Consider the following 21,780-nt stretch of genomic DNA (forward strand, 5'->3'; position numbering starts at 1 on the left):
ATGCCCGAGGGGCTTTTCCGCGTGCGGCATACGACAGATGGGATAGATGAAGCATGAAGTTCGTTGGCAAGATCCGGGGTGCCTGGGTCCGCCGGCTGGCAACAGCGGCGATGGCCGCCGCGGTGCTGCCCGGTTTGATCAGCGCCATCGGAGGCTCGGCGACTGCGGGGGCTTTCTCTCGTCCGGGTCTGCCGGTCGAGTACCTCATGGTTCCGTCCGCCGGGATGGGCCGTGACATCAAAGTTCAGTTCCAGAACGGCGGCCCGAACGCACCGGGCGTGTATCTGCTCGACGGTCTTCGTGCACGCGACGACTTCAACGGCTGGGACATCGAGACCGCGGCATTCGAGTGGTACCTCGACTCCGGGCTCGCGGTGATCATGCCGGTCGGTGGCCAGTCCAGCTTCTACAGCGACTGGTACAAGCCGGCGTGCGGCAAGGCCGGTTGCCAGACGTACAAATGGGAGACGTTCCTGACCCAGGAACTGCCCGCGTACCTGGCGGCCAACAAGGGTGTGAACCCGAACCGCAACGCGGCCGTCGGCCTGTCGATGGCCGGATCCGCCGCGCTCACGCTCGCGATCTACTACCCGCAGCAGTTCCAGTACGCTGCTTCGCTTTCGGGCTTCCTGAACCTCTCCGAGGGTTGGTGGCCGATGCTGGTCGGGATGTCGATGGGCGACGCGGGCGGCTACGAGTCCGAGGACATGTGGGGCCCGTCGAGCGATCCGGCGTGGAAGCGCAACGACCCGATGGTGAACATCGACAAGCTGGTCGCCAACGGCACCCGGATCTGGGTGTTCTGCGGTAACGGCAAGCCTGCCGAGATCAACGGCCGCATCGCCGGCGACAACTTCAACGCGGAGTTCCTCGAGAAGTTCACGCTGCGGACCAACGAGACGTTCCAGGAGCAGTACCTCGCCGCGGGCGGCAAGAACGGTGTGTTCAACTTCCCGCAGTCCGGTACCCACAGCTGGGAGTACTGGGGTCAGCAGCTGCAGCAGATGAAGCCGGACATCCAGCGCGTGCTGGGCGCCACGCCTCAGCCGACGACTCCGATCGCCACGGAGGCCTCGGCGCAGACGCCCGACGCCGGGAACTGACCGGTACGGCAATAACTACACAGTTGGCGGCGGCGATCCCGAGGGGTCGCCGCCGTCAGCCGTTTCCAGCCCGATCCGGCGGGCGGGTGTGATTGACTACCTCGCGCGGGGACAGCAGGCGAACACGAGGTGGGTCAATTGATGCGTGGGATCTTCCGGACGATCATGACCGTGGCGCTGGCCGCCGGTCTGTGGACCGCTGGCACCTCCATGGCGCCGTCGGCGAACGCACAAGTCGAGATGCTCATGGTGCCGTCGGCCGCGATGGGACGCGACATCCCCGTCGCCTTCCAGGGCGGCGGCCCGCACGCGGTCGTGCTGCTCGACGCGTTCAACGCGGCCCCCGACGTGAGCAACTGGGTGACCGCGGGCAACGCGATGAACACCCTCGCCGGGCAGGGCATCTCGGTGGCCGCGCCCGCGGGCGGCGCGTGGAGCATGTACACCAACTGGGAGTTGGACGGCAGCCGGCAGTGGGAGACGTTCCTCGCCGACGAACTGCCGAACTGGCTGGTCGCCAACAAGGGGCTGGCCCCGTCGGGCCACGGCATCGTCGGTGCGGCGCAGGGCGGCTACGGCGCGATGGCGATGGCCACCTTCCACCCCGACCGCTACCGCTACGCGGGGTCTCTGTCGGGCTTCCTGACCCCTGAGCGCACCGGCGTCGACGGCGCCATCACTGCCGGGCTCGCCCAGTACGGCGGCGTCGAGACCCGCAACATGTGGGGCCTGCCACAGCTGGGCCGGTGGAAATGGCATTCGCCCAACGTCCATGTGCAGTTGCTGGCCGACAACAACACCCGGCTGTGGGTGTGGAGCGCACCGGCCGGCGGCTGCACCGATCCGCCCGCGATGATCGGCTACTGCGACATCGCCCAGGGCACCAACCGCGAGTTCTACCAGCACTACCGCTCCGTCGGCGGCCACAACGGGCATTTCGACTTCCCGCCCAGCGGCACCCACGACTGGGGTTCCTGGAGCGCACAGCTCGCGGCCATGAGCGGGGAATTGGTCGCGACTATCAAGTAGCCGGCGAGCCGTCCTCGACGACCGGGTCCGCGCCCGGGCTGCCGGTACCTTGGAGGAGTGCAACGCTCGGTACGGACATCGGCGGCAGGGTCGCTGCTGATCGCTTCGGCGACCGCGATGCTGACCGGATGCTCGGGTGATGCGGTCATGGCGACCATGGGCATGCCGACGACTGAGTCGGCGCCGGCCCACGGGACAGCCCACGCGCAGCCGGGGCCGCCGCCCGCAGCCGGTCAGTCCAACGCCCTGGTCGTCACCGACCGGCAGCGCGCCTACCTCGACGCGTTGGCCGCCGAGCGCGTCGAACCGTCCAGTGACCTGCTGGCGCTGAGCATCGGCTCGTACGTGTGTCAGGCCCGCGCCGCCAAGCACACCGACCAGGAAGTGTGGGACGCCGTGTTGCCGATGGTGCGCAGCGATATGGACGAGCGGGTGGAACGGACCGCGGGTGTGGCGTCCTCGTCCGTCGACGTTCACGCCGCCACTTCCGACTACATTCGCATCGCAACCGACCGACTCTGCTAGCAGGAGCCCAACCGACACATGGCCAAGACCAACCGGCGGAAACGCCATCGCATCCTCGCGCTCGTCGCAGCCGGCGCGATGGCGCTCGTGGTGGTGCTGCTCGTCGTCATCGTCGTGGTGATCCTGCGCAAACCCGAGGGGCCGCCGACCGCCGGGCCGCCGTCGGCGGTGCCCCCGACCGGTGTGAGCCCGACCAAGAAGCCGCGGCCGGAGTTCCAGGACGCCAGCTGCCCGGATGTGCAGATGATCTCGGTGCCGGGCACGTGGGAGTCCTCGCCGCACCTCGATCCGTTCAACCCGACACAGTTCCCGATCGCGCTGCTGCTCGGTGTCACCAACCCGATCCGCGAGCAGTTCGACGACAGCCGGCTCGAGGTATTCACCGTCCCCTACACGGCGCAGTTCCACAATCCGTTCTCCCAGGACGGCCAGATGTCCTACAACGACAGCCGCGCCGAGGGCTTCGACGCGACGGTCAAGGCGATGACGGAGATGAACAACCGGTGCCCGCTGACGAGCTACGTCATCGTCGGGTTCTCCCAGGGCGCGGTGATCGCAGGAGATATCGCCAGCGACATCGGTAACGGGCGCGGGCCGGTCGACGAGGACCTCGTGCGCGGCGTGACGTTGATCGCCGACGGCCGTCGTCAGGTCGGCGTCGGCCGCGACGTCGGGCCGAACCCGCCCGGGCAGGGCGCGGAGATCACGCTTCGCGACGTGCCGTTGCTCGAGGGGATGGGGCTGGCGATGACGGGGCCCCGGCCCGGCGGGTTCGGTGCGTTGAACGATCGCGTCAACGAGATCTGCGCTCCGGGCGACCTGATCTGCTCGGCGCCGCCGGAGGCATTCAACATCATGAACCTGCCCAAGACCATCGACATCTTGCTCGGCGGTGCGGGACAACCGATCCACGCGATGTACGCGACGACGCAGTTCTGGAATCTCGACGGGGCCTCGGCCACACAGTGGACACTGAATTGGGCGAAGGGGTTGATCGATAACGCCCCGCACCCGAAACATGGCTGACCTGTAACCAGACTGATTTGGACTGCGACAACCGGTCACCTAACATTAAGAAAAAACTAAGAGCAGTAAGCGGATAGCCGACCGGTACGATTTTCCGGGGTCCGGGGCTTGACGGCGGCTCGGAAATTATTTGCGAATCGGCATCGAGAAGCGTGTGCCGTTGACAGGAGAGTGCGATGGGGTTCCATAACCCGTTCATCAAGGACGGACTGATCAAGTTTCCCGACAACGGAAGCCTGGTCAAACACGTCGAACGATGGGCGAAGGTGCGTGGAGACAAGCTCGCCTACCGGTTCATCGACTTCTCCACCGAGCGTGACGGTGTCGCGCGCGACTTGCACTGGGCCGACTTCGGCGCCCGAAATCGAGCCGTCGGCGCCCGCCTGCAGCAGGTCACCCAGCCCGGCGACCGCGTCGCGATCCTGTGCCCGCAGAACCTCGAATACCTCGTCGCGTTCTTCGGCACCCTCTACTCGGGCCGCATCGCCGTGCCGCTGTTCGACCCGAACGAGCCCGGCCACGTGGGCCGGCTGCACGCCGTGCTCGACGACTGCCACCCGTCGGCGATCCTGACCACCACCGAGGCGGCGGAGGGCGTTCGCAAGTTCTTCCGCAGCCGCCCGGCCAACCAGCGCCCCCGCGTCATCGCCGTCGACGCGGTGCCCGACGAGGTCGGCGCCACCTGGGAGCCCGTCGACGTCGATGAGCACACCATCGCCTACCTGCAGTACACGTCGGGGTCGACGCGCATCCCGACCGGCGTGCAGATCACGCACCTCAACCTGGCCACCAACGTGGTGCAGGTGATCGAGGCTCTCGACGGCGAGGAAGGCGACCGGGGCGTGTCCTGGCTGCCGTTCTTCCACGACATGGGCCTGATCACCGTGCTGCTGTCGCCGATGATCGGTCACTACGTGACGTTCATGACCCCGGCCGCGTTCGTCCGTCGGCCCGGTCGCTGGATCCGCGAACTCGCGCGCAAGGAAGGCGACACCGGCGGCACCATCTCGGTGGCACCGAACTTCGCGTTCGACCATGCGGCGGCCCGCGGTGTGCCCAAGGACGGGGAACCGCCGCTGGACCTGTCCAACGTCAAGTGCATCCTCAACGGCAGTGAGCCGATCTCGGCGGCCACCGTGCGCCGGTTCAACGAGGCGTTCGGGCCGTTCGGATTCAAGCCGCAGGCCATCAAGCCGTCCTACGGCCTGGCCGAGGCGACGCTGTTCGTGTCCACCACGCCGATGGACGCCGAGCCGGTGATCATCTCGGTGGACCGCGACGAGTTGAACACCGGACGTTTCGTCCCGGTGCCCGACGACTCGCCGAAGGCCGTCGCGCAGGCCGGCGCCGGCAAGATTGGCTTGGCCGAATGGGCGGTCATCGTCGACAACGACACCGCCACCGAGTTGCCCGACGGGCAGATCGGTGAGATCTGGATCAGCGGCCAGAACATGGGCACCGGCTACTGGGGCAAGCCCGAAGAGACCGTGGCCACCTTCCAGAACATCCTCAAGTCACGGACCAACCCGTCGCACGCCGAAGGGGCCGCCGACGACGCCACCTGGGTGCGCACCGGCGACCTCGGCACCTACCACGACGGTGAGCTCTACATCACCGGTCGCGTCAAGGACCTGGTGATCATCGACGGCCGCAACCACTACCCGCAGGACCTCGAGTACTCCGCGCAGGAGGCCACCAAGGCGCTGCGCACCGGGTTCGTCGCGGCGTTCTCGGTGCCCGCCAACCAGCTGCCGGACGAGGTGTTCGAGAACGCGCACTCCGGTCTGAAGCGTGACCCCGACGACACCTCCGAGCAGCTGGTGATCGTCGGCGAGCGCGCACCGGGCGCACACAAGCTCGACATGGGGCCCATCGCCGACGACATCCGCGCTGCGATCGCGGTGCGCCACGGCGTCACCGTGCGCGACGTGCTACTCACCCCCGCTGGCGCGATCCCCCGCACCTCGAGCGGCAAGATCGGCCGGCGGGCGTGCCGCTCGGCATACCTGGACGGCAGTCTGCGGAGCGGGAAGATCGCCAACGCGTTCCCTGACGAGACAGACTGAGAACTCACTCGAAAATGGCTGATACACAAGACGATTCGCAGCAACCCGCCGGCGACGAGATCCAGCTGGCACCCGAGAAGCCGGAGCCTGATGTCGCCGCCGAAACGGCTCCGAAGACCGCCCCCAGGACCGATATGTCGGTCAACGAGATGCGTGAGTGGCTGCGCAACTGGATCGGCAACGCCACCGGCCAGGCGCCCGACTCGATCAGCGAGTCCGCGCCGATGGTCGAACTCGGCCTCTCGTCGCGCGACGCCGTCGCGATGGCCAGCGACATCGAGGACCTCACCGGTGTCACGCTGACCGCCACCGTGGCCTTCCGCCATCCCACGATCGAGTCGCTGGCGACGGTGATCATCGAGGGCGAGCCCGAACTCGAGCAGGGCGACGACGACGAGGACTGGACCCGCGAGGACACGGCCTCCCGGGACATCGCCATCGTCGGTCTGGCCACCCGCTTCCCCGGCGACATGAACACACCCGACGAGACGTGGCAGGCGCTGCTCGAGGGCCGCGACGCGATCAGCGACCTGCCGGAGGGCCGCTGGGAGGAGTTCCTCGGCGAGCCGCGCATCTCCGAGCGGGTCGCCAAGGCCCGCACCCGCGGCGGCTACCTGTCCGACATCAAGGGCTTCGACGCCGAGTTCTTCGCGCTCTCGAAGATGGAGGCCGACAACATCGATCCGCAGCAGCGGATGGCGCTCGAGCTGACCTGGGAGGCGCTGGAGAACGCCCGCATCCCGGCGTCGAGCCTGCGCGGCAGCAACGTCGGCGTCTACATCGGCAGCTCGTTGAACGACTACAGCTTCCTGGCGATGTCGGATCCCTCGATCGCGCATCCGTACGCGATCACCGGCACGGCGAGCTCGATCATCGCCAACCGGGTGTCGTACTTCTACGACTTCCGCGGCCCGTCGGTGGCCGTCGACACCGCGTGCTCGTCCTCGTTGGTCGCCGCGCACCAGGGGGTGCAGGCGCTGCGGTCCGGGGAGGCCGACGTGGCGGTCGTCGGCGGCGTCAACGCGTTGATCACCCCGCTGGTGACGGTCGGCTTCGACGAGGTCGGCGGCGTGCTCGCGCCCGACGGCCGGATCAAGTCGTTCTCGCAGGACGCCGACGGCTACGCCCGCTCCGAGGGCGGCGGCATGCTGGTGCTCAAGCGGGTGGCCGACGCCCGGCGCGACGGCGACGAGATCCTCGCCGTCATCGCCGGAAGCGCGGTCAACCACGACGGCCGGTCCAACGGCCTGCTGGCGCCGAATCCGGATGCTCAGGCCGAGGTGCTGCGCAAGGCCTACAAGGACGCCGGGATCAACCCGCGCCTCGTCGACTACATCGAGGCGCACGGCACCGGCACCATCCTCGGTGACCCGATCGAGGCCGACGCGCTCGGCCGGGTCGTCGGCAGGGGCCGCGCGCCCGACAAGCCCGCGCTGCTGGGCGCCATCAAATCCAATGTGGGACACCTGGAGTCGGCAGCCGGCGCGGCGAGCCTGGCGAAGATGACGCTGGCGCTGCGCAACGACAAGATCCCGCCCTCGATCAACTACACCGGCCCCAACCCCTACATCGACTTCGACGGTGTGCACCTGAAGGTCGCCGACACCGTCACCGACTGGCCGCGCTACAGCGGGCACGCGATCACCGGGGTGTCCGGGTTCGGTTTCGGCGGTGCCAACGCCCACCTCGTGCTGCGCGAGGTGCTGCCGTCCGATCTCGTCGAGCCCGAACCCGAAGAGCCGGTGGAAGAGGAGAGCCCAGCTGGATCTTCCGCAGCCACCGCTACCTACGTCGGCGGCGTCCGGATGGACGAGTACGGCGAGTTCATCGACGATGACGACGACTCAGGAGAGGATGGACTGGACCGGCCCGCCGCCGCGGTCGAGGACGAACCCGAGCTTCCCGGCCTGACCGACGAGGCGCTGCGACTCCTGGAGGTCGCGCGTGAAGAGCTGGAGTCCGCAGAACAACCCACTCCCGTTGTGCCGCTGGTTGTTTCGGGCTTTCTGACATCGCGCAAGAAGGCCACCGCGGCCGAGCTGGCCGACTGGATCGACAGTCCGGAGGGGCGCGCTTCGTCGCTGGAGTCGATCGGCCGCGCGCTGTCTCGGCGCAACCACGGCCGCTCCCGCGCCGTGGTGCTGGCGCACGACCACGACGAGGCGGTCAAGGGCATGCGCGCGGTCGCCGAGGGCAAACAGCATCCGAGCGTGTTCAGCGCGGACGGCCCGGTCACCAACGGTCCGGTGTGGGTGCTGGCGGGATTCGGTGCGCAGCACCGCAAGATGGGCAAGAACCTGTACCTGCGCAACGAGGTCTTCGCGGAGTGGATCAACAAGGTCGACGCCCTCATCCAGGATGAGCGGGGCTATTCGATCGTCGAGATGATCCTCGATGACGCGGTCGACTACACCAATGAGACCTGCGAGTACCCCATCGAGGTAGTCCAGACGGTGATCTTCGCCCTGCAGATCGCACTCGGTGAGCTGCTCAAGCACCACGGCGCGAAACCCGCTGCGGTGGTGGGCCAGTCGCTCGGCGAGGCTGCCGCCGCCTACTTCGCCGGCGGCCTGTCGCTCGAGGACGCCACCCGGGCCATCTGTTCGCGCGCGCACCTCATGGGTGAGGGCGAAGCGATGCTGTTCGGTGAATGGATCCGGTTGATGGCGCTGGTCGAGTACTCGGCCGAGGAGATCGAGACCGTTTTCGCTGATTTCAAGGACCTCGAGGTGTGCGTGTACGCCGCGCCCACCCAGACCGTCATCGGTGGTCCGCCCGACCAGGTCGACGCGATCATCGAGCGTTGCGAGCAAGAGGGCAAATTCGCGCGCAAGATGCAGACCAAGGGCGCGAGCCACACCTCACAGATGGACCCGCTGCTGGGCGAGCTGGCCGCTGAACTCGTCGGCATCCAACCGCATCCCACGAAGATCGGGTACTTCTCGACGGTGCACGAGGGCCGCTACATCCGGCCCGGCGAGACGATCCACGACGTCGACTACTGGAAGAAGGGCCTGCGCCACAGCGTCTACTTCACCCACGGCATCCGCAATGCGGTCGACAACGGCCACACCACGTACATGGAGTTGGCGCCCAATCCCGTTGCGCTCATGCAGGTCGGCCTGACGACCGCGGCGGCCGGCCTTCACGACGCACAGCTGATCGCGACGCTGGCGCGCAAGCAGGACGAGGTCGACTCGATGACCGTGGCGATGGCGCAGCTGTTCGTCCACGGCCACGACTTGGACATCCGCACGCTGTTCCCACGCCGGTCCAAGGGGCTGGCCGGAGCACTGGACTTCGCGAACATCCCGCCGACCCGGTTCCGGCGCAAGCCGCACTGGCTCGACGCGCGGTTCACCGGGGACAGCTCGGTGATGATGCCGGGCAACCACGTCGCGACCCCGGACGGCCGGCATGTCTGGGAGTTCGCGCCGAAGGGTCAGCCGGATCTCGCCGCGCTGGTGAAAGCGGCTGCGGCGCAGGTGCTTCCCGACGCCAAGCTGGTCGCCTCCGAGCAGCGCGCGGTTCCCGGCGAGGGGGCGCGGCTGGTGACGACGCTGACCCGGCATCCCGGCGGCGCCAGCGTGCAGGTGCACGCGCGCATCGACGAGTCGTTCACGCTGGTGTACGACGCGGTGGTGAGCCGGGACGGCGCCGTCGGTGCGCTACCGGTCGCCGTGGGTGCCGGCACTGGTGTGGCTCAGCAGCTTTCGACGGCGCCCGTCGATGACGAGCCTGAGGATGATGCCGAAATCCTGCAGGACAACCTCACCGCGGGCGCTGGTCTGGCGGCGGGCTTCGCCAAGTGGTCACCGGACTCCGGGGAGACCATCCACGACCGGTTGGGCGCGATCGTCGGCGGCGCAATGGGCTACGAGCCCGAGGACCTGCCGTGGGAGGTGCCGCTGATCGAGCTCGGCCTCGATTCGCTGATGGCCGTGCGGATCAAGAACCGCGTCGAATACGACTTCGACCTGCCACCGATTCAGCTGACCGCCGTACGCGACGCCAACCTGTACGCCGTCGAGAAGCTGATCGAGTACGCGATCGAGCACCGCGACGAGGTCGACCAGCTCGCCGAGCACCAGAAGTCGAAGACCGCCGAGGAGATCGCTGCCGAGCAGGCCGAGCTGATGGGCGGCGCGACGACCGTCGCAGAACTCGAGCAGAAGCTCGCCGAACGCGGCGGGGAATCGCCGCTCACGAGTGCCGGTACGGCGACCGCCACCGACATCCCGCCGCCGCCCACGAACCCGAGCGGTCCCGACATCCCGCCACCACCGACCGACCCGAGCGGACCCACCGGTCCGTCGGAGTCGACAGGTCCGTCGGAGTCGACCGTCGCGGCGGCCGCCAAAGTGCTCAGCCAGGACGCGGTCACCGAGGCGCTGGGCGCCGACGTGCCGCCGCGTGACGCCGCCGAACGCGTCACGTTCGCGACGTGGGCGATCGTCACCGGCAAGTCGCCGGGCGGAATCTTCAACGAACTGCCCGCACTCGACGAGGCGACCGCGACCAAGATCGCCGAGCGGCTGACCGAACGCGTCGACGAGGGCACGATCACGGCCGACGACGTCACCGGTGCGCGGACCATCGAGGAGCTGGCCACCACGGTCCGCGAGTACCTCGAGGGCGGCAAGGTCGACGGCTTCGTGCGGACGTTGCGCGCCCCGCAGGAGGGCTCGAACCGCATTCCGGTGTTTGTCTTCCACGCCGCGGGTGGGTCCACGGTGGTCTACGAGCCGCTGCTCAAACGGCTGCCGGCCGACACCCCGATGTACGGCATCGAACGGGTGGAGGGCTCGATCGAGGAACGCGCCCGCGAGTACGTGCCGAAGCTGTTGGAGCTCAACGGCGATCGCCCGTTCATCCTGACGGGCTGGTCGCTCGGCGGTGTGCTGGCCTACGCATGCGCGATCGGGCTGAAGCAGGCCGGCGCCGACGTGCGGTTCGTCGGTCTCATCGACGCGGTGCGTCCGGGAGAGGAGATACCGCAGACGCGGGAGGAGACCCGCGCCCGCTGGGATCGCTACGCCCGGTTCGCCGAGCGCACGTTCAACGTCGAGGTGCCCGAGATCCCTTACGAGGAACTCGAAAAGCTCGACGACGAGGGTCAGGTGAAGTTCGTCCTCGACGTGGTCAGCCAGAGCGGGGTACAGATCCCGGGCGGCATCATCGAACACCAGCGCACGTCGTACCTGGACCAGCGGGCCATCGACACCGCCGAGATCAAGCCGTACGACGGCAAGGTCACGCTGTACATGGCCGACCGCTACCACGACGACGCGATCTACTTCGAGCCGCGCTACGCCACCCGCAAGCCCGACGGCGGCTGGGGCGAGTTCGTCTCCGAGCTCGAGGTCGTCCCGGTCGGGGGTGAGCACATCCAGGTGATCGACGAGCCGTACATTGCGAAGGTCGGTGCGCATATGAGCGAGGCGATCAGCCGGATCGAGAGCGAGAACGAGTGACCACCAAGACGACCGCAGAACTGCTGGCCGAACTCCGCGAGAAGCTGGAGCTGGCCAAGGAACCCGGTGGCGAGAAGGCGGTGGCCAAACGGGAGAAGAAGGGGATCCCGAGCGCCCGCGCCCGAATTCACGCGCTGGTCGACCCGGGCAGCTTCCTTGAGATCGGCGCGTTGGCGAAGACGCCCGGCGATCCCAACGCGTTGTTCGGCGATGGGGTCGTGACCGGCCACGCGACGATCAACGGCAGGCCGGTCGGCGTGTTCAGCCACGACCAGACGGTGTTCCAGGGCTCTGTCGGCGAGATGTTCGGCCGCAAGGTAGCCAAGCTGATGGAGTGGGTCGCGATGGTCGGCTGCCCGATCATCGGCATCAACGACTCGGCGGGCGCCCGGATCCAGGACGCCGTGACGTCGCTGGCGTGGTACGCCGAGCTCGGCCGCCGCCATGAGTTGCTACGCGGGTTGGTGCCCGAGATCTCCATCATCCTCGGCAAATGCGCCGGCGGAGCGGTGTATTCGCCGATCCAGACCGATCTCGTCGTCGCGGTGCGCGATCAGGGCTACATGTTCGTCACCGGTCCCGACGTGATCAAGGACGTCACCGGCGAGGACGTCACGCTCGACGAACTCGGCGGCGCCGACGCGCAGGCCCGCTACGGCAACATCCACCAGGTGGTGGAGAGCGAGGCCGCCGCGTTCCAGTACGTTCGCGACTACCTGGAGTTCCTGCCCCCCAACACCTTCGACGACCCGCCGATCGTCAACCCGGGCCTGGAACCCGAGATCACGCCGCACGACTACGAACTCGACACGATCGTGCCGGACAGCGACAACATGGCCTACGACATGCACGAGATCCTGCTGCGGATCTTCGACGACGGCGACGTTTTCGACGTGGCCGAGCAGCAGGGCCCTGCGATCATCACGGCGTTCGCCCGCGTCGACGGCCGCCCGGTCGGGGTGGTCGCGAACCAGCCGATGCACTTGTCCGGCGCGATCGACAACGAGGCTTCCGACAAGGCGGCGCGCTTCATCAGGTTCTGCGACTCCTACAACCTGCCACTGGTTTTCGTGGTCGATACGCCCGGGTTCATGCCGGGCGTCGAGCAGGAGAAGGGCGGCATCATCAAGCGCGGCGGCCGGTTCCTCAACGCCGTCGTCGAGGCCGACGTACCGAAGGTGACGATCACGATCCGTAAGTCCTACGGCGGCGCGTATGCGGTGATGGGTTCCAAGCAGCTCTCCGCCGATTTGAACTTCGCGTGGCCGACCGCTCGGATCGCGGTGATCGGCGCCGAGGGTGCGGCACAGCTGCTGGTGAAGCGGTTCCCCGACCCGACCGCGCCGGAAGTGCAGAAAATTCGTGCCGACTTCATCGAGGGCTACAACCTCAACATGGCCACGCCGTGGATCGCCGCCGAGCGCGGGTTCATCGACGCGGTGATCCAGCCGCACGAGACCCGCCTGCTGCTGCGAAAGTCGCTGAACTTGTTGCGCGACAAGCAGATCGACCGCGTGCAACGCAAACACGGCCTCACCCCGATTTAATTTCGGCGAGCGCGGGTGTTTGCGCACGACACGCCGCAGACTTCCGCCGCGTTGCGCTCGCTCGTCGTGCGGGTGCGCACAACGGTGCGTCGCCTAGTTCATGTCTCCAGCCGTGGTCGCGATGTCGTCGCCGAACCACTTCTCTTTGATGAGGTTGTAAGTGCCGTCTTCACGCATCCGGAACAGCGTTTGATTGATCGGTCTGCGCAGCGGACTGCCGATCTCGGTGACGAAGCCTTGGTCCTCTTCATGGAAAACCGGTCCCGCCATCACCGCCACGCCCTCGCCACGGTGGGCCACGTAGTACCGCAGGACAGGGGCGTCGAAAACGACCGCGTCGTAGCCCTCTTCACGCAATAGGTGGTAGGAGTCCTCGACTGTGGAGGTTTCGGTGGCCTCAATGCCCATACCCCGAAGAAACGTCGCGGCGGTGGTGCCCGCGACGGTGGCAACCGATTTGTCGTACAGGTCTGCCGGTCCGGTGATCTTGGCGTCCAGTTTAGCGACGGTCAACGTGGCACTGAGGTTGGCCGAGTAGTAGGCGATGAAGACGATGCCCGCGAAACCCCACAGGATCGCCAATGCTTTGGTGACCGTCTTCGTCGCGGAGGCGCTGTTCTTGCCCACCAATGAACCGATGCCCCACGCGAACGATTGGACGATCCCGGGAAAGTAGGCGCGCGAAACGACTGGCTTGTCGCTACGGCGTTCGATGAGCCAAAAGACGTGTGCGGGAAGCACGCTGACGACCACGGCAGCACTCAGCCAGATCAGCATCGTCCTGGACAGCAGTAGGTCGAGGTAGCCGCCCAAGCCGGGCACCGACGGGCGGGTGTCGTGGACGGGCACGATGATCTGCAAGCCGGCATCGAGCGTCGGGTGGGTGAAGTCGAACGACTGCTCCCGCTCCGCCGTCAACGAAATGCCTCCGACGGCCACCTTGGCCCGTCCGTCGGCGACCGCAGCCAATTGACCCCGCACATCACCGGTTTCGATGTATTGGGTGGACCAGTCGAGGCGTTTGGTGATCTCCTCCCACAACTCGACGCTGAACCCTGTCAGCGCGCCGCTGCCGGTCGGCATGACGAATGGCTCCAGCGTGTGAACCGCGGCGGTCACCGTCCGCGTTCCCGGTGCGGGTGCGGGTGCGGGGTCAGGTTCGGCGGAAGCCCGCGGGGCTGCGCCCGGTACTGCTGCGAACAGACACACCCAGAGAACGGTCACGGCCAGCGCATACCACCGCAAACCCATGAGACGGTCGACCTCTTTCCACCTTGGCGGCTCTATGCACCATACAAGTCGCCTGATCCGCGGCCGCGGGCCACCGCAACGGGTCCTAGATCGGTGGAAGGGCGAGCCAGTCGTCGACCATGAACGTGTCCCCGCGAGCGACGACGGTCGCGCCGCCATGGCCCGGATAGTGCGCCGGCACCACCGCGGCCCGCTGCCGCGACGCCTCGGTCAGTACGCGTTTACGCGTTGCCGCCGCCGCTTCGAAGTCTTCGTCCCAGCCGCACGGATCGTCCGGTCTGACAATCTGGATCGGGCAGTGCGTCAGGTCGCCGACGAATACCGCGGGTTCACCGGCGTCAAGCCACACCACCGACGACCCGGGGGTATGGCCCGGCGCGGGGCGAAGCCACAGCGACTGGCTGAGCCGATGGTCGCCGGACCACAACTCGGTCTGGGGCTCGACGGGCGTGACACTGTCGGCGAAGACCGTTCGCACATGCCGTTGCACCGATTCCTCTTCCTCGGTCCGCGGCGTCGACGACTGCGCGGGTCCGTCGGGACCGAAGTGCCGGTAGTCGGCCTCGGGTACCAGATAGCGGGCGTTGGGGAACGTCGGAACCCAGGAGTCGTTGAGCCACAGCGTGTTCCAGCCGACATGGTCGAAGTGCAGGTGTGTGTTGACGACGACGTCCACCTCGGCCGGGTCGAATCCCGCGGCGCGGAACGAAGCCAGGAATTCTGTCTGCAACCCCGACAGCACCGCCATCCGCGGCCGGGGCTTGTCGTTGCCCGCGCCGGTGTCGACCAGCACGGTCAGCCCGTCGACCTCGATCACCCAGATCTGCAGCGCGATACGCCATCCGGCATCGGTCCAGTATGTCGGCGAGAACTCGTCGGCGTACGTGGACCATGCTTCGGCGGGGGTGTGCGGGAACACCGCTTTCGGTAGGTCGTCGACCTGCCACTCGATGACGCGGGTGAGCGTCGCAGCGCCGAGCCGAATCCGGTCCACGCGTCAAGGTTAGAGGACTGTGACGCTGCGCGAGTGACCCCAGAATGCTCGCAGACCCGCGGCGTGTCGTGTGCAAACACGGTCAGTCACGCAGGGAGAGTGGACGTCTACGGCTTGATGCGGATGTGGCCCGGGCTGTACAACCCGTTGTGCGTGGCCGTGCCGAAGTCCAGCGTCGCCGGCGTCGCCCCTTGCGCTTCCGGAGTCATGACGAACCTGCGCAGCGAGCCCCAGTCGCGGCCCCAGTCCTTGGAAAGATACGTCGCCATCACGTGTGCGCGCAGCAACAGGTCCGTGATGCCGAGCAGCCCGCCGTTGAGACCGTCCTGCCAGGTGTCGGTGTCTTTGCGCTTGGCGTTGTAGTCCGGTGTGATGCGGAACTTCGGAATCTCCGTGACGCCGTTGGCGTGCAGCATCGGCTGCTGGCACGGGAACGCCAGGCCGACCGCCCAGTCCAACAGCACCGGTTGCTCCGACCCGACGTACTCCTGCACCGAACGCACTTCGGGCACCCGCGGCGGCGTGACGGCCAGCCAGTCGCCCCGCGTCAACGAACGGTCCTCGGCGACAACACGAACCGCGACCGCATCGGACGGAATGTCGGCCCGCGGGAACCGCAAGTTCCGCCACGACGGGATAGGACCGAGGTCGTACGGCACCAGCCGGCCGGCGGGTAGCGGCGCGCCATTCGGACCGCGGCGCGCGTACTCCAGTTCGACGGTCTCACCCTCGGTGCGCCCGTTGAACACGCTGTCGCCGGTGATGGTGCCCGCCGCGGTGATGACCACGAGCGGATGCGCGTCGTCGGGCGGCGGCAGTTCATACCACGCCGACGTCAGCGTGCTCTGCTGTTGCGGCCCCTCGACGTAGCTGCCCGCCAGCGGCACCCGCTTCGGATCGAGTCCGTACGGCAGCGGGACCGTGGACCCGTTGACGCCGGGGGTCTTGAGCTTGGTCGGCTGGTCCCAATCGTAATCGGTGCCCGGCATCGGCAGGTTGACCCGGATCGCCTCGGCGACAATCTTTTCCGGCACACCGCTGGCCGTGAACCCGACCGGCCCGACGCCGCCGAGCGGTCCCAGCGGCCCGTAATCGCCCGGCAACGGCTCGAGGAACCCGTCGTTGGTGTCGGGTTCGACGAGCACGTCGTCGGCCAGGCCGCAGCCGCCGACGAAGGCTCGCAGGTTGGCCCACCCGTTCGAGTACGTCGGATATTGGCGGACCACGCCGATGAGCATCGACCCGACGAACACCACCACCATGAACCCCGCGGTGACCGGAATGGGTGCAGCGGTCAGCGCCCGCGCGATCCGGCCTTCACCGCGGGTCCGCGACGAGAAGTGCAGCCAGGCCGCCCATAGGGCCGCGATCGCGAACAACGCGAAAAACACCGTGCTGACGGTGAGTCCGCCGAGCGCGGGCATGTCGTTGTTGAACGGAACGCCGTAACTGGAGACGTACCACCAGCCATTGGTGGTCGCGAAACACAGCGCCAGCACGAACAACACCGCGGCCAGGAACGCCATCCGGTTGCGCGACCATTTCAGCACAGCAGGCGATGCCAGCACGGTGGCCAGGGCCGCCATCGCCGCGCCCACGGCGGCGAACAGGCCGAAGTGGTGCACCCACTTGGTCGGGGTGAACATCAGGAAGAACATCGTGCCGAGGATGATGCCCATCAGCCGCCACGCCGGACCGCGCGCCACCCCGGGAATCCGTTTGCGCCGCAACACGATGAACATCGACGCGAACAGCGACAAAGCGGTGATGAAGAATCCGAAGCGCCGCGACAGCGACCCATCGACGGTCGGCAGGAAGAGATAGTAGTAGCGCAGGTTCTCGGTGTACCACTCCTGGTTCGGGCCGATCGCGGTGCGAATCCTGGTGGCTTCCAACACCGTCGCGAACGTCTGGTCGAAGAAGACCACCGTCAGGATCACCGTGCCGGCCGCGAGCAGCGGCAGCACCAGCGGCCAGGTTCCCACGATGCGGCGCCGCCGCACCAGAATCCGCAGCAGCGGGCGGCCGCCGGCGAGCAGCGCGGCCACCGCGATCAGGCCCGTCGGCTGGATGCCCAGCGTGAACGAGGCCGTGACGATCGCGAACGCGGCCGGAGTGAGCCGGCCCGAGCTGATGGCCCGCTCGATCAGCACGTAGGTGATCAGGGCGCCGGTGGCGATCTGTCCTTCCGGGCGCAACCCGTTGTTGAACGGCATCCACGCCGCCAGCAGCACCAGGCCCGCCGCCCACAGCGCGGGCTTGCTCGCCGCCACGGCCGGCCCCAACCGAGGCAGTACTTCGCGGGACAGCAAGAGCCAGCACACGATTCCGCAGACCAGGTCGGGCAGCCGCATCCAGATGCTCGCGTCGCTGACGCTGGTCATCATCGCCAGGAGGTTGTAGTACCAGCCGAACGGATCCTCCGGGCTGCCGAACCAACGGAAGTAGTTCGACATGTAGCCGGCGTGCCCGGCCACTCGTGCCATGCCGAGGATGTAACCGTCGTCGGAGGAGTTGGCCCCGATCACGTGCCAGACCATGAAGCCGCCGACCACCACGACGTCGGTGGCGGTGAACGTGCGCCAGCGCTGGGGGACCAGCCGCCGCATCCGACGGCCGTCCATGCGGTCCAGTCGCCACAGCGCCAGTAGCGCGATCGCGGTCGACGCGATGGCCAGCACCATCGCCGTCAACTTCAACGGCGTCGGCGTGGTGGTGAATCGGGTGTCGATCTCCGCCGACAGGCTCAATCCCGGTGGCGCCGGGCCCGTCAGATCGGTGAACACCCCGACGATCGCGGGCCGCAGATTCGGATCCGGGAAACCGCTGTACTGCGGCGAGCCATCCCGTTTCGTCAGCCCGACGAATGTCGCGAACGTGCCCTCCTCGGAGGACGTGATCTCGATCCGCTGGCACTCGGGTCCGACGACGCGTGCCCGAGGCACGCTGGCCACCACGACGTTTCGGTCGGTGATGTCGACGCGCTGGGTGTTGACCGTGACGAACAGGCTCTGCAGGGCGGCCTGCTTGCCGTCCTTGGGCGCGGTGCCCAACACCACCCCGCCGCGGGCGGGCATATCCCGGATCACCTCGCACGGCACCGTCACCGACATCCTGACCGGGGTCTGCGTGATCAACGGCGCGGTGACGCTGTTCAGCTGACCCTGCTGCGGCCAGTTCAGGGTGGCGGTGGTCTGCTCGACCGGCAGCAGGGGCGTGGCCACCGACAGCACGAACCCGATCAGCCCGGCAATGGCCGCGACCCAGCGGGCGATCCTCACATCGCTTATGTCTCGACTCAGGCTCGCTCCGGTCCTCGTCCCCTGCCCTGCGGGCGTGGGCCCTCGTCCCTCGCTGCGATCCTCACTCGCCTTCGTCTCGCGTCGCGTCATGGCAGCGCCCTGATCGGTCCGTTGCGGCTCCAGCCGAACACTCGCGTCGTGCCCTGTTGGACAACCGCGTCCGGCGCCTGCGACTCGGGCACCACACGGTCGTAGCGCTCGATCGAGCCCCAGTCCCGGTACCAGTCGTCACGCAGGTACGTGGGCACGGTCGACGTGCGCAGCAGCGCTTGGATGAACAGGAACGGACCGCCGTCCTCGGCGGACTGCCACTGATTCGAGGACACGACCACCTGCTTGAGGTTCGGAAGGATCCGGTACTCCGGCAGTTCGGCGATGCCGAGATGTTCGGAGAACGGGCGCTGGCACGGGAAATTCGCCGCCGTGGCGATGTCCATCAGCACGGGGGTCTGCGCACCGAGGAACTGCTGAGCGGTCTGCAACACCGGTACCCGCGGCGGGGTGAACGCGAACCACTGATCGGTGGACAGGTTCGGGTCGTCGGCCACGATGCGCGCGACGTTGGCCTCCGGCGGCGCCCAGGCAAGCGGGAATCGCAGGTTGCGCCAAGCCTTCTGGGGACCGGGCCCGATGTCGATCGGCTGCACCTCGGCCAGCGGGAGGTAGCTGCCGTCGGGGCGGTGCACACCCCACTGCAACTTCAGGGACTGCCCGTAATTGAACGAGCCGTCCTCCTCGTAGAACCAGATGGCGCCCGCGGCCGCGACGGTGACCAACGGCCGATCGGGGGTTCGGGGTGGCAGTTGGTACCAGGCCGAAGTGACTTTGGCCGCAACGTTATTCTCGTCGTAACTGCCCATCACCGGCGTGCGTTCGGGGTCGAGACCGAATGGCAGGAAGACGTTCGAACCGTTCACCCCCACCGGGCCGTAGCCGCCGCCGGTCCCTGCCGCGAAACCGATGCCGATGTTCGGCTCGTTCGGCGAGCCGTCGGAGTTCACCGTGCCGGGGTTCGCGGTGATCGGCTCGGGCGGGTCCAGCGTGTCACTGACGCCGTTGGGCGTGAAACCGACCGGGTCCTCACCGCCGAGCGGACCGTACTCGCCGAAGCGCTGTCCCGGAACCGGTTGCAGCATACCGGCGTTCGTGTCCGCCTCGACGAGTACGTCGTCGGCCATCGCGCAGCTGGTGTCCGAGAGCCCCGACTTCAGGGCGGAGAGATTCGCCTTGGCGGTGGTGTAGACGGGATAGCGCTGTACGGCGCCCTTGGCCATCGAACCCACTTCGAGCACCACCATGATGGTCGCCACCACCAGCAGCGGCGTCGACGCGAGTACCCGGTTACGCCGGGTGTCGGCGACCTGCGTGTGCCCCGCGTAGTCCATCCGGAAGTGCAGCCATCCTGCGAGCAGGCCCGTCAGGATCGCCAGCGCGAGGAAGATGCCGGTCACCGGGACACCGGCGATCACCGGCTGCTTGTCGAACCACGGCACACCGTAGTTGCCGACGTAGAACCAACCGTTGATACCCGATGTGGCCCAAGCCAATACGAACAGCAGCGCGGTGACGTACAGCGCGAGGTTACGTCGGCTGTGCAGACCGACCCGGGCGAACGCGAACGCGGTCACCGCGCCGAGCGCACCCGCCAGCCCGGCGAACACGCCGAACTGCACGGCCCACTTCGTCGGCGTGAACGTCAACAGGAGCAGGCCGATCGCCGTCGACCCGATCAACCGCCAGACCGGGCCGCGGGCCATGCCCGGGACGCCACCGCGCCGCAGCAACACCGCCAGCATCCCGAACAGGCAGAGCATCAGCACCAGCACCGCGAAGCGCCGGGTCAGCGACGAGTCGACGCTGTCCTCGACGGTGAGGAAGTAGTAGCGCAGGAACTCCTGGTACCAGGCGATGGTCGGGCCGACCACATATTTGATGCGCGCCGACTCGGCGACCGTCGCCAGGGTCTGGTCCCGGAACACCACCACGAAGATCAGGGCAAGCGCCGCCAGCAGCGCGGCCCATGCGGGCGCCTGGGGGTACCGCCCGCTTGCGGGGGATACGCCGTCGACCGGGCGCCGGGCGCGAACGGTGCGCACGATCGCGCGGGCCCCGACGACCAGCGGCGCGATCGCGATCAACCCCTGCGGGGCCAGCGTCACGCTGAACACGGCGACCACGATCGCCAGCGCGGCGGGCCACGTCCGCCGGGACGCGACCGCGTTCTCGACCAGCACCCACACCGCGACGGTGCCGAACGCGATCAGCGGTTCGGGCCGCAGGCCGTTGTTGAACGGCAACCAGGCCGCGAGGAACACCGCCCCCGCAGTCCACACGGCGACCTTGTTCACCGCCAGCCGGCGGCCGAGTCGGGGCAGCACGCACCGGCTGACGATCAGCCAGGCGCCGATCGCGGCCAGCGTCGCGGGCAGCCGCATCCACACGCTCGCGGTGCTGATCGTCGCGAAGGCTGCGAGCACCGACTGGTACCAGTCGAACGGCGCCTCGGTGGCGCCGAAGAAGCGGTAGTAGTTCGCGGTGTAACCGGCCTCGGCGGAGACGCGCGCAATTGTCAGGTTGTAGCCGTCGTCGGAGGACAAGGCGCCGATGACGTGCCACAGCAGCAGCGTGCCGACGACGCCGGCGTCGGCCAGCCAGTGCCCGAGGCCGACCCGCCAGAACCGCCGCCAGGCCCCCCGCACGCGGCCGCGATGCCGACGGTCGAGCACCGCCAACGCCACGATCGACGTGATGACGCTCGCCACCCCGAGCACCATCGCCGCGAGCTTGAGCGCGGTCGGCGAGCTGATGAACCGGGTGTCGACGTCGATGCGCGCCGACAGCCCATCCTGCGCCGCCACCTTCAGATCCGTGAAGACGCCGGCGACCTGCGGCTTCTCCTCGGGAGGCAGCGTTCCGGCGGCGCCTGGCAGCCCGACGAAGTCGGCGCCGACCTGCCCCGGATTCGCCCAGATGTGCAGCGTGCTGCACGCCCCGGATTCGACCGCAGGCCGCGGCGCGACCGCGGCGACGGAGTCACGGAAGGCCACCACCACGACGTCGGAGGTGGCACGCACGAACAACCCGTTGCGGCTGGCGTCGATACCTGCCGGCGGGACGGTCGACAACACCAGGCCGCCGGCCTCGGGCAGGGTGGCGACGGTCTGGCAGGGGATCGAGATGTCGAGGGCCTGCGGCGCGCCGGAGACCAGCGGCGCGGTGATGTCGGTGACGAAACCGTCGGGACCGGGCGCTTGTGGCCACAGGATCGTCGCGGTGGTTTGCTTCACCGGCAGCAGTGGGACCAGCCCGCACAGCAACACACCGGCGATGCCTGCGACGACGGCGATCAGTCGCGCGAACCGGTGGGTCCGCTGATCTTCGTCGCTTGGCACGAGGGTCGATGGTAGGCGACGACGATGTGTGCGCCGGTGACGCGGGGCCGACACTATGAAATCGCGGCGGC

Annotated in this window: 11 protein-coding genes; 7 read left to right on the top strand and 4 right to left on the bottom strand. The window is 67.8% G+C overall.

Going from position 1 to position 21,780, the window contains the following annotated elements; genetic code table 11:
* The first annotated feature begins 53 nt into the window (after positions 1-53).
* The 7 genes from AU185_RS02450 to AU185_RS02480 all read left to right on the top strand — a co-directional run bounded on the left by AU185_RS02450 (position 54) and on the right by AU185_RS02480 (position 12,770).
* On the top strand, positions 54-1,103 hold the full coding sequence (locus tag AU185_RS02450) for an esterase family protein (protein ID WP_059100708.1): 1,050 nt from the start codon (positions 54-56) through the stop codon (positions 1,101-1,103).
* A 141-nt stretch (positions 1,104-1,244) separates the two neighbouring features.
* A complete protein-coding gene (locus tag AU185_RS02455; RefSeq protein ID WP_059100798.1) occupies positions 1,245-2,132 on the top strand; it encodes an alpha/beta hydrolase-fold protein in 888 nt (295 codons plus the stop codon).
* Positions 2,133-2,189: 57 nt separating this feature from the next.
* The gene (locus AU185_RS02460) at positions 2,190-2,657 is read left to right on the top strand and encodes a hypothetical protein (protein WP_059100709.1); all 468 of its coding nucleotides are present in this window, start codon (positions 2,190-2,192) and stop codon (positions 2,655-2,657) included.
* Between the two features lie 18 nt (positions 2,658-2,675).
* Positions 2,676-3,683 (top strand): carboxylesterase Culp6, encoded by a 1,008-nt coding sequence (gene culp6, locus AU185_RS02465; protein WP_059100710.1) that lies wholly within the window; start codon positions 2,676-2,678, stop codon positions 3,681-3,683.
* 176 nt (positions 3,684-3,859) lie between these two features.
* On the top strand, positions 3,860-5,749 hold the full coding sequence (gene fadD32 / locus AU185_RS02470; protein ID WP_059100711.1) for a long-chain-fatty-acid--AMP ligase FadD32: 1,890 nt from the start codon (positions 3,860-3,862) through the stop codon (positions 5,747-5,749).
* Between the two features lie 134 nt (positions 5,750-5,883).
* The gene (pks13, locus tag AU185_RS02475) at positions 5,884-11,223 is read left to right on the top strand and encodes a polyketide synthase Pks13 (RefSeq protein WP_231740383.1); all 5,340 of its coding nucleotides are present in this window, start codon (positions 5,884-5,886) and stop codon (positions 11,221-11,223) included.
* A complete protein-coding gene (locus AU185_RS02480; RefSeq protein WP_059100713.1) occupies positions 11,220-12,770 on the top strand; it encodes an acyl-CoA carboxylase subunit beta in 1,551 nt (516 codons plus the stop codon). Before pks13 ends, AU185_RS02480 begins: the two co-directional genes overlap by 4 nt.
* Positions 12,771-12,863: 93 nt before the next feature.
* On the opposite strand, the gene AU185_RS02485 is transcribed toward AU185_RS02480, so the two are convergent.
* The 4 genes from AU185_RS02485 to AU185_RS02500 all read right to left on the bottom strand — a co-directional run bounded on the left by AU185_RS02485 (position 12,864) and on the right by AU185_RS02500 (position 21,709).
* Positions 12,864-13,889: a transporter substrate-binding domain-containing protein gene (locus AU185_RS02485; RefSeq protein WP_231740371.1), complete on the bottom strand. Its 1,026-nt coding sequence runs from the start codon at positions 13,887-13,889 to the stop codon at positions 12,864-12,866.
* Positions 13,890-14,106: 217 nt separating this feature from the next.
* Complete coding sequence (locus AU185_RS02490; protein WP_059100715.1) at positions 14,107-15,015, bottom strand: MBL fold metallo-hydrolase; 909 nt, start codon at positions 15,013-15,015, stop codon at positions 14,107-14,109.
* Positions 15,016-15,122: 107 nt separating this feature from the next.
* Entirely contained in the window at positions 15,123-18,317 is a 3,195-nt protein-coding gene (locus AU185_RS02495; protein WP_059100799.1) for an arabinosyltransferase domain-containing protein, read from the bottom strand.
* Between the two features lie 86 nt (positions 18,318-18,403).
* Positions 18,404-21,709 carry an arabinosyltransferase domain-containing protein gene (locus AU185_RS02500; protein ID WP_059100716.1) on the bottom strand — a complete coding sequence of 1,102 codons (3,306 nt, stop codon included), beginning with the start codon at positions 21,707-21,709 and terminating at the stop codon, positions 18,404-18,406.
* Between the last annotated feature and the right edge of the window lie 71 nt (positions 21,710-21,780).

This window comes from Mycobacterium sp. GA-0227b (genome assembly GCF_001499855.1).
GTDB lineage: Bacteria > Actinomycetota > Actinomycetes > Mycobacteriales > Mycobacteriaceae > Mycobacterium.